Here is a 14260-nt window from a genome sequence, read left to right on the forward strand (position 1 = left end):
TCAGACGACCAGACCGGTGATGACGCCGTGGGTCTTCTCGTTGCCGTAAGCCAGGCCGACCTCGCCGTAGAGCTGGGTGCGGTCCTTGGCGCCGGTCTTGGCGAGCGGCTCGGCGAAGAAGTGCCCGCGGCCGGGGGTCTCCAGGTAGACCGGCTGGCACTGCTCCAGCGAGGCGACGACGATCTTGTGCTTGGGCAGGTACCGGTTCAGCATGATGTTGAGGGTGCCGAAGTCGGTCTCAAGGGTGGTCATGTTGACGCCGCCGACGTTGCGGCTGGTCTCCATGTACTTGCCGAAGAGGTTGCCGTAGGCGGTGGTGATCGCCCGCTTCTGGGAGGAGTTGGCGATCAGGGTGCCGGCGGTGGCCTCGGACAGGCCGCCATTGTCGAAGACGGACTGCATCAGGCCGCCGATCGCGTCGGCGCTGGCGGCGGCGGACTTGGTGACGTTGGCGGTGCCGTCGCCGACCAGGTCGATGGCGGTGCCGCCCTTGGTCGCGGCCAGCTTGAAGGTGTTCGTCGCCGAGTTGACGACGTAGTAGACCGTGTCGGCGGTCACGCCGGTGGTGGTGACGATCGTGTCGAGGATGACCTGGTCGCCGTTGGCGAGCCCGTGGGCGGTGATGGTGACGGTGTCGCCGGTGCCGGCCAGGGCCCCGTTGCCGAGGGCGGTGCCGGCGTTCTGCGAGTTGGTGGTGATGGCCTGGAGCAGGCCGCGGGTGCGGCGGGCGGTGGTGTTGTCGGTCGGCTTGTTGTAGAGGCCGTTGAGGAACGACCACTCGATGTCACGGATCATCTGCTTGAGCATCAGCTCGACCTGGTGGTCCAGCTCGTTGGTGACCGGGTTGGCGGCCTCGATGTTCAGCCCGGAGTGCTGGCCGAAGGCGGCGAGCTTGGTGTAGCTGACGCCGACGGTCTCGTGGTGGATCTGGCAGATGTTGTCGACGGAGGCGCGGACCCGGTTCTGGTCGGTGGGGGCGTCCTGGCCCTCCAGGGCGACGTTCTGGCCGGCCGCGCGCAGGTCCTCGACCTGCCATTCGAACTGGGTGGCGGTGGTCTGGCCGCCGCCGCTCAGGCCGCCGATCGCCGAGAAGAACGGCGCGTCGGTCGGGGTGAGCAGGTGCAGCAGGCCGGTGTAGTTGGGCAGGTTGTAGGTCGTGCCCAGGGCGGTGATCCCCGACATGGGGCCTCCTTCGGTGCGGGGCTCGGCCTGGGCCTGCCCTCATGGGTTACTTGGGTTTGGGTGTGGCCGCGAGCTTGCTGTTCTGCAGCCGCAGCGCGGTGCGCCAGTCGCCCTTGGCCTGGGCCTCGCGGATCTGGTCGTCGACGTCGACGGTGCCGCCGGGGCGCGGGCCCTGGGAGGGGTCGGGGCGCGGGGTGCGGGGGCCCGTGTCGGCCTTCCAGTGGGGCTTGCGCTCCAGCAGGGCGGCGAGCGCAGCCTCGATGGCCGCGGTGTCCACGGCGCCAGCGTCGGTGAGGAAGTCGGAGCCGAGGGCGTCCACGGCGTCCTGAGGGTCGGCGAACCGGCCGACGGCGAGCGCCTCGACCTTCGAGGCGACGGCCTGCCGGGCAGCGGCGGTGGCGCGGTCCTCGGCTGCCTTCAGGCGGTCAGCGAGCTTCTCCGCATCGGACTTCTGGGCCTCTTCCAGCTCGGCGAGGCGCTTCGCCGCGTCAGCGTTGGCCTTGGCCCGGGTCTCGTTCTCCCGACTCAGGGCCTTCCACTTGGCGGCCTCGGCCTCCCAGTCCTTCGGCTCGGGAGGGGCGGGCGGCGCGGACGGGGGCGGCCCGGGCACCGGGGTGGGCACCGGGGGCTCGGTCGGGGTGGGCGTGGACATGGGCTCTCCCGTTTCGGGTGATGGGGACCGGCCCCGTTGCGGGGCCGGTTCAGGTCAGGTAGCCGTAGCGCCGGAGCATGGCGATCAGCTCGTCCCGGTTGCCCGCGCGCCGGTAGATCTCGTCCGGCAAGAGGCGGTGGGCGGTCAGCCGGAACTGCCGGCGGTCGAGGTTGCGCGGGATGAGGCCGCGCTCGCGGGCCCGCAGCCACTCGGAGCGGAAGAACGTCCCGCGGGGGCTGGTCGCGTCGTAGGTGGACCGGAGCTTCTGGCCATACGCCTCGGCGGTGTACATGCCGCGGCGGGCGTTGACGACGCTGTTGATGTCCGCGCCGTCCCGGATTGCCTGGGCTCCGGCCTGGGTGAAGACCCGGTCCTGCTCAGCCCGGGACAGACCGCCGAAGTAGTCCTGGGCGTTGACGGTACGGCCACGGAAGACCGTGCCGTGGGTGATCGGCATGTGGACGCAGTCGCACCGCGGGTGACGGGCGAACCCCTGGTTGAAGGCAAACTCGCGGCTGGCGAGGATCGCACACCGGGCACACGACGGCGGATTCAGCACCCGCACATACCCGCGGGCACGGCGGTTGCCCGCCAGACTCACCCCGGTGGCCTCCCTGCCTGCGTCCGGCACCTCGGTGCCGACCTTGCGGATCAGCGACGCGAGTCCGCCCCGCAGGGCCTCCGGGGCGCTCTGGCCAGCCGCGAGACGCCACCGGGTCTCGATGACGGGCTCGTACAGCAGGCTGCTCAGGGACCGGCCGTCTGCGGCCCGGCCGACGAACGCCTCGACGGCCACGCGCCCGGCCGGCTCGCTCACCGCCCCGTCCGCCTCGACCACCGCGGTGATGTAGCCGTCGGCCGGAACTGCCGCCCGCCGCTGTCCGGCGATGACGGACTGGACGAGCGCCGGCGCCGCCGCCCGCCACGACTCGTCCAGAGCCGCGATGTCGACCATGCGCCAGGCCGCCTGAGCCTGTTCGGCGGCGAGCCGCGTGGTGAGCTGCTGCTGGCGGTAGTAGGCGGTGGCGATCTCCTCCGCCGTCTGGTCAGCCACCGGGCACCGGCTCCGGGACGGGCTCGGGCGCCGGCTTGGGGCCGAGAAGCGCGGCGAGGTCGCCGCCCATCGACCGGCTGAGCGCGTCGGCCTGCATCTGCCGCATCCGGGCCTGCTGGGCACTGGAGTAGCCCAGATCTTCCCACCCCTGCTCGACCGGCAGGATCCCGGCGCCCACCAGCTTGGTGACCGCGTCGGCCTTCTGCGCGTAGGTCGGCGTGGCCGGGTTGGCCCACAGCGTCTCCAACTGCAGCAGCGCCGGATCCCACTCGCCGGCCTGGAAGCGGCGCACGAACCGCTGCGTCCGCTCGTACCCATCGCCCAGGGCGCCGCACTTGCGCTCGGCCCGCTTCACCAGCCGGGCTTCACGCGAGCGGATGGCCGCGTCCGAGGCGGCGTCGTCCGCCGACAGGCCCATGTAGTTGGGCGGCAGGGCGGCGAGCGCGGCCGCGATACGGGCGAGGAGCTCGATCGTGGAGTGGAAGTTCTTCAGGTCGGCCTCGGGGAACTGCCCGACCTCGACACCGTCGTCCTTGCGGTTCTTGGCGGTCGCCCAGATCCGGCCGGCTAGCCGTGACCAGACGGAGACGGGCTTGCCGTCCGGGTCGGTGAAGTCGTCCTGGTCGAACCCCAGCGCCCAGCGCCTGGGCATGGCGTGGAACTCGGAGCCAACCATCATGTCCGTCGCGATCTTGCAGGCCGCATCGGAGATCGGCAGGACGTCCGCGAGCTCGGTCACGCCGCCGGGTACCAGCAGGCGCCCGCGGTTGGCCAGGGTCGCGACCGGGACCGCGCCGAGCTGGTGCTCGTCGCGGTCGACCTCCGTCCAGCCGGCCTGCCCCTTGAACTCGTAGTGGTGCGTGGCGTTCGGCAGCTTCAGCGTGGCGAGCTGGTCCCGCACGGCGCCGGTGAGCGGGTCGACGTCGTGGTAGCGCTTCACGACGGCTCGTTCCTCGCGGGTCGCCGGGTCGTAGTCCGCGTGGACCTGGAGGGGGGACTCCGCGGTGATCAGCGGCGTGTCCGGATCGGCCGGGTTCGAACCGACGAAGACGAACGCGCGGCGCATGACCAAGGACTCGACGTGCGCTTTCTGGGACTGGCCGGCCATCCCGTTGGCCTTCCAGACCCGCCACATCTCCTGGTCGCCCGACTCGGCGTCCGGCAGCCGGAACCCGGTGACGTCCAGACGTTCCTCGACCGCATCCACGATCAGCCGCGGCCAGTTGATGACGACCTGCTGGAGCTGCTCGCCGAGCTCGGCGAGCAGCTCCGGGTGGAGGTAGGCGAGCGGCTGGGTGCCCTCGTAGTAGCGGTTCAGGGCCTGAAGCTGCGGAAGCTCCTGCTCGTGGCGGAACAGCAGGAACCGCAGCCACTCCTCGGGGGACAGGTCCATCAGCCGCCCCCGTCCGTCGCGTCGAGGTGCCGCCGCACTGCGCAGAGATCGACCGGCCTGGGCAGACACACCACCAGGGAAACCCCCAACGCCTTCCGCAGCGCCGGGAAGAGATCCTGGTCGACCTCGACGCTGTCAACGTGTCCGATCACGAGCACGTCGTCCGGTTCCAGCTCCACGATCCGCACCATCAGCGCATCACCACCATCCGGCCAGAGCGTTTGCGGTTGGCACCGGCGGCGATCGCGTCGCTGCGTGCCTCCCAGGACAGGACGCCGGCCATCGCCGCGTCGATCTTGAATGGGCTGTCGTGGCGTTCCTTCTCGATGACCCACAGAGGCTGGCCTTGGTCGTCGAGGATGCGGATGTTGCGCTTTCGGGAATTGGCGATGTGCTGGGCGAACACCTTGTCGCCGCTGTTGCGGATATCGCCGGCCTGCTGGGCCCGCTTGTAGGCCCGCAGCGCGTAGCCGATCTGCTTGGGCCTGTTGGTCCACCACTCGTGCACCCGGTCCTTGCCCCACCGGCCGGACCAGTGCGTCACGGTGCCGTCCCACCACGGCGGGTCGGCGTAGACACGCAGCACCTTGAAGGTATCGAAGGCCTGCTCCAGGGCGGCGTTCACCTCGTCCTCGGGGCACTCCCAGTCCGTGGCGCCCGGTGGGCACTCCCAGATGCCGATCGGCCACTGGAACCCGGACTCAACGTGGGTGCCGATCAGGGCCGTTGCGTCGCGGAACTGCGCGCCGTCGAAACCGACGACGATCTGGTCACGCGACGGGACGACGAACGTCGGGTCGGCAAGGTCGATCCACCGGGCGGCGTCGAAGGCCTGCCTGCCGGCCTGGACCCTGCGGTTCAGCCAGACCCGCTCGAAGTACCCCTTGTCGGTGTCGGGCTGGTTGTACAGCGACGCCACGTAGTCGACCTGGCCCTCGAAGTCCGGCCACGCGGCGATCGTCGGGCCGGAGGCCTCGCGGATCGCGGCGCGCAACTGCTGCTCGTCGCTGAGGTCCTCATCCGGGCGGGCAGCCGCCTCGCGGTGGAAGAAGAACAGCGTCTTGTCGCGGGTCTTGCCCTTCGCCACCAGCTCGGCGTACTCGTGGGTGCCCTCCGCCACCGATCCCTCGCCCGGCGTGTACGTGGTCGTCGTCTCCAGCGACCACGGGTCCGCGAGCATCCGCTTCGGAATGTTCGCCAGCATCGTCTGGTGTGCCTCGCGGAGCCTCGGCAGGACGAACCGGTGGGTCTCGTCGAAGTGCTGAAACGTGGTTCGGGCGCCGTCGCGGGAGTCCGGGGAGGACGCCAGGGCCTGGGCCTTGCCGTCGCCCCCGATCCGCATGATGCGCTCCAGGCCGACGTCAAACAGGTCGGCGTCCTCGCCTTCGGAAACCATCACCAGCAGGGCGCCATAGGCGAGGTCGGAGGTCTGTTCCTCCGTGTAGGCCACCATCGGGATGTACGGGTCGGTGACGGGTACCCCAACCGGCTGGCCGTGGGCGTCGAACCCGTCACAGCGGACCGGCGCCTCCGGGTGGAGCTCGGCGAAGGCGACCGCTGCGGCAAGCTCCGTCTTGGCGGTGCCCTTGCGTACGGACAGGGCGATGCGCTTGAAGCGGCGCCGCCCGGCGCGCGGGTGGCCCTGCGGGTACACCTCGTACCAGCGGTAGATGAGCGCCCGCTTCTCGGCGTCCAGGGTGTACGGCCTGCCGCGGAGGTCTCCGGGGCCGTGGACGCACCGCTCCTCCAGCAGTGAACAGACCTGAGGGCCCAGGGTCGGCCAGGGCTCCTCATCGACCTGCGGGACGATGAGGATGCCCACCGTCAGACCGCGTACAGGATGGATCGGGGGTCAGCAGGCTGACCCTCGGGGGCGGCGTCGGTTGCCGGGGGCGGGACCCGGCGCCGGCGGGTGCGCTCGGAGGCGTCCTCGCCGCGGTCGATCTCCCACTGGAGTCGGCGGCGGTCGATCGGCGTCAGCCCGAAGCACTGGCGCTGGAGACGGATCTCGGAGGCCAGTGAGGTCGTCGGGTTCTGCCAGAAGTCGTCGACCAGGATGGCGAGCAGGAACAGGCCGTGGATGTCGGCGCCGCCGCCGATGAACTCGCCGGCCATTGGGGACGCCCAGACGTCCTCCCACCAGGCCAGGGTCATGGGGTGCCAGGGCCGGGCCTTGGGGAGCTCGGGTGCGACGAAGTCCTGTGGGAGCTCGGCGAGCAGGCGCGCGGTCGACGCGCGGTTGCGTCGCTGGCGGGTGGCGGGTTTCTTCGGGAGTTGGGGCATCGGGTCCTCCTGGGCGCCGTTTCGGCGAGCTGGCGGCGGGGCCGTTACGGTCCCGCCAATTGCTACAGAGGGTCACTATGTGGGCGCCGGTGGAGCCCTGGGTTCCGTACAGACTGAAATCTGCCTCCCCCGCGGGTCCCGCTGGGTAGACCGGAGGGGGTCACCCCCCTGGGGTCAGTCACCCTCCGTGGTCGACAGCCAGAGGAGGCCAGCAGGCAGCGACCGCCCTGCCAGGGCGCATAGGGCCTGCTGGCTCTCCACGGCGGTCCACGTGTGCTCCTCGGCGATCACCAGACCGCCCTCGGGCAGCCGGTAGAGGCGCACGTCGTGGGTGGCCGTGGCCCTTGCTGTGGGCGGCGGGCAGCAGGAGCTGGCCTCCCGGTCGGGGTCAACCAGGAGGTCAATCTCGAGGGTGCCGCCGGTGACAGGCGGCTGGTGGTTACCCATCGACGCTGGCCTCGGCGTCTGCCTGGGTGTGGCAGTGCGCGGAGAGTACGTGGTGGCAGAGCGAGCAGATCTCGGGGGCGAACCCGCCGCTGACCGGACGGTGGGGCGGCTCGTGGTGGATCGCAGCGGTCTGCGGGAGTCCGCAGCTACAGACTGCGGGGTTCAGCCGCGAGGCGCCGGGTCGGTGGTAGCTGATGCTCCACGGGTCGCCCGGTTCAGGGTGGGGGCCGAGGCCCGGCGGCGTCCAGCCCATGGCCACGAGCGCCTCGTGGGTGCCCTGGTCCAGTACGTAGCGCGGCGCGCTGTCGCCCAGCGTCGTCACCTCGACAAGGCGGACGTCTGGCCCGTCGTCCAGCAGGGACTGGCCGATGACGTGGGCGCGGATGAAGGCGGTGCACTCGGCCTCGGTGCTGAACCAGGCTCCGGCGCTGAGCATGTGGCCGTCGAGCTGTAGGGCTGCCTGCCAGGGGTAGCGCGGGTTGGTGTCCTCGTCGGTCTCGAAGCAGGCGAACCAGCCGGTCGTCATCGGTCTGCCCATCCTCCGGGTTGGTGGCGGCCGGTCTCGCGGCTGTGGCAGCTGTGGCAGAGGCCTCGGCCGTGGGCTGGGTCGTCGGGGTCGTGGCCGGCGTCGACGAGGTCGCGGCGGGAGAGGGGCCAGTGGTCGGCGTGCTTGCTGGGTTGGCCGCAGGGCTGGCCGTGTCCGTGGCCCTGCTCGGTGCACACGCACTGTGGATCGCGCTGAATGACGGCGGGGCGGAAGCGTCGCCGGTGGCCGGTGCCGTAGCCGCGCTGGGTGGTGGTGCCGCGGGCCCGCTCGGCAGCGGCCCGATGTGCGGGGCAGCGGCCGGCGTCGGTGATCTCGGGGCAGCCGGGCACGGTGCACACGGTGCGTGCTCTGCGTCTGGCCATGGTGATCACCTGCCTCTAGGCTGTGCGCCCTGTCGAGCGAGGGGAGTTGTGGTGTCTCAGGTGTCGCAGGGCGTGGTGGTGGCTGGTCTGGTGCTGGCGGCCGGGGGGTTCGCGATGGGGCTGTATCCGGCGGGCGAGGACTGCGGGTCTCCGTGGTCGCCGAAGGAGTCCAGCTTCGCGTCGAGGGACGTGCCGGCGTCGTGCTCAGCGAAGATCAGCGAGCGCCAGGGGACTTCGTGGCTCCTGCTGGTTGGCGGGGTCGCGGCCGTAGCGGGTGGTCTGGTGGCGAAGCCGCGCGAGCAGGCATCTTCGGAGGCCGGGGTGGGCGAGGGCCCGCTGGTGAAGTAGGGGTCGGACGTGCAGCGGCCGGGCGTCTCTGAAGGCTGAGCGGCGCCCTGTTGCCTAGGACAGGGCGCCGTCACGGTCCTCGCGGATACCGCATCCCAGCCGCCGCCGCGGTCACACAGTTGTGGAGAGCATCGGCAACGGGTCTGGGACCTCTGAGGGGCAGCGGAGCTGCCGGGAGAATGCCGAGGGCCCTGCGGCTGCTGCTCGGCCGCGGGGCCCTGGGTGTGTCTGTGTCCGCCTGCTTCTGGGCATGCGGCACCGCTCAAATCGTGGCGCGCCTGTTCGATCTTGTCAAGCAGCTCGCTGGCCTGGCCGGTTGGGTTTGGCGGCGTGGCGGGCGGCATGGACGGCGGCGACCCGGTAGATGGGTCGCTTCGGGGTGCCGCCGCAGCGGGTGAGGATGCCGCGGCGGACCCAGTCGCGGATGGTTGCGGGGGCGACGCCGGCGGCCTCGGCGGCGAGGCTGGTGGTGAGGTAGCCGGGGGGAAGCGAGAGGTACTCCACCTGATCAGTCTGCCTGACGCCCCTACATGAGGTCTGGTCAGGCTCGGCGGAACAGCATGACGACGGCGATGCGTTCGCCGCCCAGCGCCTTTCCTTCGCCCACTGCCATGTGGTGGAGTATCCAGCCTGCTGCCTCGATCGACTGGATCTGTTCGGCCATGCCGGGCATCGAGCCGGTGGTCATTGATTTGATGTTGGCCTCGATGGCTTTGTACATGAAGATGGCGGCGCCGTCCGCGTAGGCCTGGGCGGCTTCCCGTCCGGCGGAGCTGCCCTTGGCCTTGTTGATGAGTCCCATGTGCGTGCTCTCCTCGATAGTGGCGACGGCATCCTTTCGCGTGCGTGGCAGTCCCGTCAGGCAAACGGGAGGAGCGGGCCACGGCGACCAGTCGGAGCGACGACCGAGCCCCCGCCAGCGGGGGCTGACGGGGGCTCCGGGTGATGATCCACATCCCCTCTCGGGGAGCGGTAAACGGGGCGGTAAAGGTAAACGGTAAACGCGTGGCCTGCGTGTTTACCGCTACCCTGCGGCGGCTCGGTGAGCGGGGGAGTGGTACTCCCCCGGCTCCTGGTGGTCGTCGTGCACGTCGTCGTCGGTGAGGTCGGGGACGAGGTGGGAGGGTAGCCGCGGCTGGTGGCCGAGGGCCTCGCCGAGCTTGTCGTAGCGGACGCCGAGGGCGCCGACGCCGCGCACCTTGACGACCTGGACGGGGATCCCGGCGTCTCGCAGGACGCTGGGGAAGGTCTTGCTGGTCTGGCCGAGGTGGCGGGCGCTGGACTGCAGTCCGGCGAGGAGGTCGGCGACGTGGACGCCGGTGAGGCCGTCGAGGTCGGCGTGGGCGACGGCGTGCTCGACGTAGAGCCGCAGTTCCTCTCGCCACGCTCCGGTGTCGACCGCGATCGGCTCGACCGCGTCGACGACGTCGGCCGCCACGGTGGGCAGCACGAGCGGGGTCGCCGCGATGAGCTCGGCGGGGATGGGCCGCACGGTCAGCTCGAAGGGCTTGTCGCCGCGGGCGAGGCAGGCGGCCACTCCCCCGACGACGGAGAACAGGAACACGGTGCCGGACCAGAGCCAGCTGCCTGCGACGACGGCGCCGACCGGCAGGGTCAGCGCGACGCACCGCACGGCGACGACGCGGCGGCGCCAGTGCCGGACCTGTCCGGGGTCGAGCATCGGCACGGCGAACTCGCCCAGTGCGCTGATCGCGGCGTCGTGGCGGGCCGCTTCGTGGTCGGCGGCGACCAGTGCGGTCTGGTCGGCGGCGACCAGACCGCCGTTGAGTTCAGCGCGGCGCCGCAGCCGCTGCGCGCGCTTGTGGGCGGCGCGGGCCTGGCGGCCGTGCTCGGCGACGGCCGCCGCGTGGGCCTCGGCGCGGGCCTTGACGATGCGGCGGGTGATCTCCTCCGCGCCGATGGTGTGGCCACCGGCCCAGTGGGCGACGGCGACGGCGATGTGTCCGGCGCCGGCGCCCGTGCGGGCGAGGGTGGGCGGCGTGCCGGTCTTCGGGGTGGGCGTGGTCGTGGTCGTGGTGTCGGTGGCCATCAGCCGATCACCGTGTCCCCGAGCCAGGAGACGAGCGGCACGCCGACCATGGCGGCCCAGCCGCCGATGGAGGAGGCGAGGCCCCACGTCGCGCCGGTCACCGCGCCGGAGAGCGCCAACGCCCTCTCCTTCCAGGACTTGGCGAAGTAGACGTAGAGCCCGAGGCCGATGACGCCGGTCAGGGCGAGCCAGGAGCCGGAGTAGGACAGGACCTCGGTCGCGGTGAGGTCGACGGACGCCGCGCCGCTCTGGCCGAGCGCGACGCTGCCGACGGCGGCGCCGGCCTTGTCGCCGGTGCCGGTGAATCCGGCGCCGACCTTGCCGACCACGCCGCCGCTGACGGAGGAGGCGAGGATCATCGTCCCGGCGCTGGCGGCCCAGGGGACCCAGACGGAGCGCTGCTTGACCGCGTGGAGGGTGCGGCCGTGGCTGTAGTAGACGGTCATGCCGGTGACGGCCATGGTCGTGAAGCCGAACGCGCTCCCGGCGCGGGTGACGACGTGGGTGAAGTCGATGATGTCCATCAGTTCTCCATGAGTGCGGCGGCGACGGCGGTGGGGAGGAGCTGGATGGTCCCGGCGCCGGCGGCGACCAGGACGACGATGGTGATGGCGCGGTGGCTGCGGCCGGAGGCCTCGGCGATGCCCGCGAAGACGGCGGCCATGAAGCCGAGGCCGGTGACGGCGAGCAGGCCCCGGCTCTCGGCGAGGTCCGAGGCGAAGCGGGCCCAAACCGGGGACAGGGCCAGGCCGGTGAGGACGGCCGGGCGGCAGCAGGCCCGGACCGCGCGCCGTACCCGCACCCAGTCGACGGTCTGGTGGTGGTCGGCGGGCAGCTCCCGGATCGGGGCGGCCGGGGCGGCGAAGACCGTGCCGGTCGGGGCCGGCCACTGCCCGGGGGTGTGCCACGTGTTGGTGACCAGGCCCGGGGTGGGGGCGTAAGCGGGCCGGGGGGGAGGGGGGTTGGTCATCGGTTCCACCCCTCGCCACGGACGAGGAGGCGGATGCAGTACCAGGCGAGCGCCCCGTCGCCGACGACCAGGGCCAGGCAGATCAGCGTGCCGATCACGGTGTATCTCCAGGTCAGGTGGGGGCCCCGGCCGGTGCTGGCCGGGGCCCGGGGGCGGTCAGGAGGAGCGGCGGCCCAGCCAGGAGCGGCTGGTGTCGGTGCGCGGGGCGAAGACGGGCCTGCCGTTGGCGCGGGCCTCGTCGTAGTCGGTGCCGGTCCAGGTGCGGCCGTCGCGGTCGACGTGGTCCGGGGTCTCGGTGCGCGTGCTGGGCTTCGACTCGGAACGGGAGCGACCGAACATCAGCGGGATCTCCCCTTCACCCGGCCGCGCGGCCGAGGAGCCGCCGGACGGTGTCGCGCTTGACGTTGGGCCCGTGGACGCGGCGGACAGCGGACAGGACAGCGTCGAGATCCGGTCCGGCCGTCCGGACAGCGGCCTTGACCGTGTCCGTGATGGTGTCGTCCGGGCTGTGGGGCACGAGTGTCAGCACATCCCCTGACCTGCTGTCCGACCTGTCCGCCTGCTGTCCGGACAGCAGGCGGACAGTGTCCGCGTCGGTTTCGATCCCGATGCGGGCGAGCTGCTCGACGATGTCCTCGGGCCAGGCGCCCGGGCTGACCGCGATGGCCGCACGGACAGCGGACCGGACAGTCGGCGAGATGGGAGCGGGGCGGCCGGACGGCCTGTCCGGGTCCGGGATGGGCTCGGTGGCGGGCGCGGCGGCGTACGCGGCGCGGAACGAGGCAACCTGGGCGCGGGCCCGCAGCAGCTCGACGTCGAGGCGCGCGTCGAGAAGCTCCGCGTCGACGAGCTCCCGGCGCTCGCGCACCCAGGTCCTGGCCATGGGTGACAGGGGCTTGGCGGTGTGGCTGATGACCAGGCTCCAGACCCCCTTGGCGAGGGCCGAGATGCCGGCGCCGATGACGCCGGTGGCCAGGGCGTGATCGGCGGCGGAGAGGTAGCCGTGGGTGCAGACGGCGATCATCGCGATGATCAGGGCGACGAAGCCGAACGTGCGGGGCGCGGAGACCTTGGCGGGCTCGTCGCGGGCCAGCCACTCCAAGATCATGCAGATGATCCAGGCGGCGTCGAAGGCGACGGCGGCGCTGTAGGCGATGACGGGGTGAACGGCGCCGGCGAGGAGGTCGCCGATGGAAGCGGTGGACCAGGCGACGGCGGCGACCAGGAGCGCGCCGGTGCCGGTCATGGCGGTGGTGAGGCCAGCGCGCCGCCAGTCGCGAGGGACCTGGACCGGGTAGGTCTCGGTGTCGGTGCGGACGGTACCGTCGGGGGCGGTCCAGGTGATGGGGCGCTCGCACAGGACGGTGCGGGTGAGGATGGGCATGGCTGCTCCGGGGTGTGGTGGCCCGGGCTGAGGGCGGTCTTCACCTCGGCCCGGGCAGTTGTACGGCGGTGACCACGGCGCTTCGCGCTGGCACTTCCGCCGGTGAGGGGCGGCCTACTGGCCGGCGTGGTGGATCTCGTCGAGCTGTCGGGCGAGTTGGCGGAGCTGGATAGCCTGCTCGGCGATCTGGTCGGCGAGGGCGAACAGCGCGGCGGCGTCCCGGAACCGGTGGTAGTCGTGGTCCAGGTAGACGGCGACGTTGGTGACGCGCTCGACGGTGTGGCTGGAGTAGGGGGCCTGCGACACGAGCGCGTGGAACAGCTCGGCCGGGCCGCGCTCCGTGTCGACGCAGTACGTCGTCTGGGCGCTGTTGTGGCTGAGGTCCACGAGGTCGAGACCGTCCTCGTGCTGACCGAGGCACCAGTGCGGTTCGGCGACGGCGATGGTGGCGCCGTCGATGAGTCGAACCCGGGTTGTCCTGCTGGTCACCACTTCGGCCCCCGAACGGGCTGGGGCGTGTAGCGGTCGATCCAGATGTCGACGTGGACGCTGTAGGCGCCGGCGGCGAGGTGGGCCGAGGCCGACGTGCCGATGAGGTCCGGCCCGGTGGCGTCCCACGGCGAGGCCTTCCGCTCTACCTTCGCAGCGAATCGCAGCAGGGTGGCGAGAAGGACGTCCTGGGGAGCGTCGGTGGAGAGCCCGTAGCGCTGGAGGACCAGGTGGAGCGGGCTGGTGCTGAGGTGCGCGGGCAGGATGGGGCGGCGAGTCACCGGGCGCCGACCAGGGCGAGGTGCGTGCCGGCGGCGTTAGCGGCGGTGCTGTTCCACTGGGCTCGGGCGCGGGTGACGGCCTCGCCGGCGGCACGGAAGTCGGAGAGCGCGGCGTCGCGGAGGAGGATGGCGCGGCCGAGGCGGATCTGGGCCCGCGCGATGACGTCCGGGTTGATGGCGTTCGCGACGGCGGCGAGGGCGATCTTGTGGCGCCGGTCCGTGAGCTTGTAGTCGGCGGCGGCCTGGGCGAGGCGGTCCTTCGCTTCTTCCAGCTCGGCGAGGAGCGGAGCGAGGTGCGGGGTGGTGCTGGCGGCGCCGGGGATGTCGGTGTGGTTGCCGGCGGCGAAGTCGGTGGGCGTCTCGTGGCTGCGGGGGCGGCGGAAGTGGTCGGCGATGACGCGGCCGGCGATGGTGTTGAGGATGCCGCGGGGCCGCTCGATCTGCAGGCCGTCGGTGATGGCGCGCCAGAGGCGGAGGAAGGTCTCGGCGGTGAGGTCCTCGGCGAGGTGCCTGTCGGTGCGGTAGAGGTTGGCCGCGATGTGCGTGGTGATCTGCCGGGAGTGGGCACGGTAGATCGCCTCGAACTGCTGGCGGGGGGTGAGCGTCGGCGCGGCCGACAGCGTGGGAGCATTGCTCACAGCTGGGTCTCCTTGTTCACGCAAGGGGTTCCGGTGAGGCCCGGCAGGGGAGGTCAGAGACCCCTGTCGGGCCGTTCTGTTTGGCACTGGAAGAAACTGTAGCCACAGTGTGGCTACAGCGCAAGCGTTGTGGGAGACTCGCTGTAGCCACAAAAGGAGGCACGCATGGCAGACAGGGCG

At 71.6% G+C, this 14260-nt stretch carries 20 protein-coding genes; 1 reads left to right on the plus strand and 19 read right to left on the minus strand.

Features of this window, described 5'->3' with window-relative positions; translation table 11 throughout:
• From ABZ497_RS16300 to ABZ497_RS16340, 9 genes are all read right to left on the minus strand, one after another.
• Positions 1–1182: a DUF5309 family protein gene (locus ABZ497_RS16300; protein ID WP_359805632.1), complete on the minus strand. Its 1182-nt coding sequence runs from the start codon at positions 1180–1182 to the stop codon at positions 1–3.
• 46 nt (positions 1183–1228) lie between these two features.
• Positions 1229–1834, minus strand: a complete 606-nt coding sequence (locus ABZ497_RS16305; protein ID WP_359805634.1) for a hypothetical protein — start codon at positions 1832–1834, stop codon at positions 1229–1231.
• A 49-nt stretch (positions 1835–1883) separates the two neighbouring features.
• The gene (locus ABZ497_RS16310) at positions 1884–2888 is read right to left on the minus strand and encodes a hypothetical protein (RefSeq protein WP_359805637.1); all 1005 of its coding nucleotides are present in this window, start codon (positions 2886–2888) and stop codon (positions 1884–1886) included.
• Positions 2881–4281, minus strand: a complete 1401-nt coding sequence (locus ABZ497_RS16315; protein ID WP_359805640.1) for a phage portal protein — start codon at positions 4279–4281, stop codon at positions 2881–2883. Before ABZ497_RS16315 ends, ABZ497_RS16310 begins: the two co-directional genes overlap by 8 nt.
• Positions 4281–4472: a hypothetical protein gene (locus ABZ497_RS16320; RefSeq protein WP_359805642.1), complete on the minus strand. Its 192-nt coding sequence runs from the start codon at positions 4470–4472 to the stop codon at positions 4281–4283. The genes ABZ497_RS16315 and ABZ497_RS16320 overlap by 1 nt, the downstream gene beginning before the upstream one ends.
• Complete coding sequence (locus ABZ497_RS16325; RefSeq protein WP_359805643.1) at positions 4472–6103, minus strand: terminase; 1632 nt, start codon at positions 6101–6103, stop codon at positions 4472–4474. Before ABZ497_RS16325 ends, ABZ497_RS16320 begins: the two co-directional genes overlap by 1 nt.
• Positions 6104–6105: 2 nt before the next feature.
• Positions 6106–6564, minus strand: coding sequence for a hypothetical protein (locus ABZ497_RS16330; RefSeq protein WP_359805645.1), 459 nt, complete (start codon positions 6562–6564; stop codon positions 6106–6108).
• A 174-nt stretch (positions 6565–6738) separates the two neighbouring features.
• Positions 6739–7011 carry a hypothetical protein gene (locus ABZ497_RS16335; protein ID WP_359805647.1) on the minus strand — a complete coding sequence of 91 codons (273 nt, stop codon included), beginning with the start codon at positions 7009–7011 and terminating at the stop codon, positions 6739–6741.
• Positions 7004–7537, minus strand: a complete 534-nt coding sequence (locus tag ABZ497_RS16340) for a hypothetical protein (RefSeq protein ID WP_359805649.1) — start codon at positions 7535–7537, stop codon at positions 7004–7006. Before ABZ497_RS16340 ends, ABZ497_RS16335 begins: the two co-directional genes overlap by 8 nt.
• 434 nt (positions 7538–7971) lie before the next feature.
• On the opposite strand from ABZ497_RS16340, the gene ABZ497_RS16345 reads away from it, so the two are divergent.
• Complete coding sequence (locus tag ABZ497_RS16345; protein WP_359805651.1) at positions 7972–8268, plus strand: hypothetical protein; 297 nt, start codon at positions 7972–7974, stop codon at positions 8266–8268.
• A gap of 291 nt (positions 8269–8559) precedes the next feature.
• Here the strand turns inward: ABZ497_RS16345 and ABZ497_RS16350 are convergent, their stop codons facing one another.
• From ABZ497_RS16350 to ABZ497_RS16395, 10 genes are all read right to left on the minus strand, one after another.
• A complete protein-coding gene (locus ABZ497_RS16350) occupies positions 8560–8772 on the minus strand; it encodes a hypothetical protein (protein WP_359805654.1) in 213 nt (70 codons plus the stop codon).
• A 37-nt stretch (positions 8773–8809) separates the two neighbouring features.
• Positions 8810–9070 carry a hypothetical protein gene (locus tag ABZ497_RS16355; RefSeq protein WP_359805656.1) on the minus strand — a complete coding sequence of 87 codons (261 nt, stop codon included), beginning with the start codon at positions 9068–9070 and terminating at the stop codon, positions 8810–8812.
• Between the two features lie 222 nt (positions 9071–9292).
• Positions 9293–10318 carry a hypothetical protein gene (locus ABZ497_RS16360; RefSeq protein ID WP_359805658.1) on the minus strand — a complete coding sequence of 342 codons (1026 nt, stop codon included), beginning with the start codon at positions 10316–10318 and terminating at the stop codon, positions 9293–9295.
• Positions 10318–10842 (minus strand): hypothetical protein, encoded by a 525-nt coding sequence (locus ABZ497_RS16365; RefSeq protein ID WP_359805660.1) that lies wholly within the window; start codon positions 10840–10842, stop codon positions 10318–10320. The genes ABZ497_RS16360 and ABZ497_RS16365 overlap by 1 nt, the downstream gene beginning before the upstream one ends.
• Positions 10842–11288, minus strand: coding sequence for a hypothetical protein (locus tag ABZ497_RS16370; protein ID WP_359805663.1), 447 nt, complete (start codon positions 11286–11288; stop codon positions 10842–10844). The genes ABZ497_RS16365 and ABZ497_RS16370 overlap by 1 nt, the downstream gene beginning before the upstream one ends.
• A 156-nt stretch (positions 11289–11444) precedes the next feature.
• Positions 11445–11627: a hypothetical protein gene (locus tag ABZ497_RS16375; RefSeq protein WP_359805665.1), complete on the minus strand. Its 183-nt coding sequence runs from the start codon at positions 11625–11627 to the stop codon at positions 11445–11447.
• Between the two features lie 16 nt (positions 11628–11643).
• Positions 11644–12672: a hypothetical protein gene (locus tag ABZ497_RS16380; RefSeq protein ID WP_359805668.1), complete on the minus strand. Its 1029-nt coding sequence runs from the start codon at positions 12670–12672 to the stop codon at positions 11644–11646.
• A 114-nt stretch (positions 12673–12786) separates the two neighbouring features.
• Positions 12787–13161, minus strand: a complete 375-nt coding sequence (locus tag ABZ497_RS16385; protein ID WP_359805670.1) for a hypothetical protein — start codon at positions 13159–13161, stop codon at positions 12787–12789.
• On the minus strand, positions 13158–13442 hold the full coding sequence (locus ABZ497_RS16390) for a hypothetical protein (protein WP_359805673.1): 285 nt from the start codon (positions 13440–13442) through the stop codon (positions 13158–13160). The genes ABZ497_RS16385 and ABZ497_RS16390 overlap by 4 nt, the downstream gene beginning before the upstream one ends.
• Positions 13439–14080 (minus strand): sigma factor, encoded by a 642-nt coding sequence (locus ABZ497_RS16395; protein ID WP_359805676.1) that lies wholly within the window; start codon positions 14078–14080, stop codon positions 13439–13441. The genes ABZ497_RS16390 and ABZ497_RS16395 overlap by 4 nt, the downstream gene beginning before the upstream one ends.
• Positions 14081–14260 lie beyond the last annotated feature (180 nt).

This window comes from Kitasatospora sp. NPDC005751 (genome assembly GCF_040630835.1).
GTDB lineage: Bacteria > Actinomycetota > Actinomycetes > Streptomycetales > Streptomycetaceae > Kitasatospora.

Bases quoted from the DNA above. Each gene is read 5' to 3' on its own strand.
- ABZ497_RS16380 (WP_359805668.1), bottom strand. From the start codon at position 12,672: ATGCCCATCCTCACCCGCACCGTCCTGTGCGAGCGCCCCATCACCTGG.
- ABZ497_RS16375 (WP_359805665.1), bottom strand. From the start codon at position 11,627: ATGTTCGGTCGCTCCCGTTCCGAGTCGAAGCCCAGCACGCGCACCGAG.
- ABZ497_RS16355 (WP_359805656.1), bottom strand. From the start codon at position 9,070: ATGGGACTCATCAACAAGGCCAAGGGCAGCTCCGCCGGACGGGAAGCC.
- ABZ497_RS16370 (WP_359805663.1), bottom strand. From the start codon at position 11,288: ATGACCAACCCCCCTCCCCCCCGGCCCGCTTACGCCCCCACCCCGGGC.
- ABZ497_RS16335 (WP_359805647.1), bottom strand. From the start codon at position 7,011: ATGGGTAACCACCAGCCGCCTGTCACCGGCGGCACCCTCGAGATTGAC.
- ABZ497_RS16360 (WP_359805658.1), bottom strand. From the start codon at position 10,318: ATGGCCACCGACACCACGACCACGACCACGCCCACCCCGAAGACCGGC.
- ABZ497_RS16320 (WP_359805642.1), bottom strand. From the start codon at position 4,472: ATGGTGCGGATCGTGGAGCTGGAACCGGACGACGTGCTCGTGATCGGA.
- ABZ497_RS16330 (WP_359805645.1), bottom strand. From the start codon at position 6,564: ATGCCCCAACTCCCGAAGAAACCCGCCACCCGCCAGCGACGCAACCGC.
- ABZ497_RS16365 (WP_359805660.1), bottom strand. From the start codon at position 10,842: ATGGACATCATCGACTTCACCCACGTCGTCACCCGCGCCGGGAGCGCG.
- ABZ497_RS16300 (WP_359805632.1), bottom strand. From the start codon at position 1,182: ATGTCGGGGATCACCGCCCTGGGCACGACCTACAACCTGCCCAACTAC.
- ABZ497_RS16315 (WP_359805640.1), bottom strand. From the start codon at position 4,281: ATGGACCTGTCCCCCGAGGAGTGGCTGCGGTTCCTGCTGTTCCGCCAC.
- ABZ497_RS16305 (WP_359805634.1), bottom strand. From the start codon at position 1,834: ATGTCCACGCCCACCCCGACCGAGCCCCCGGTGCCCACCCCGGTGCCC.
- ABZ497_RS16340 (WP_359805649.1), bottom strand. From the start codon at position 7,537: ATGACGACCGGCTGGTTCGCCTGCTTCGAGACCGACGAGGACACCAAC.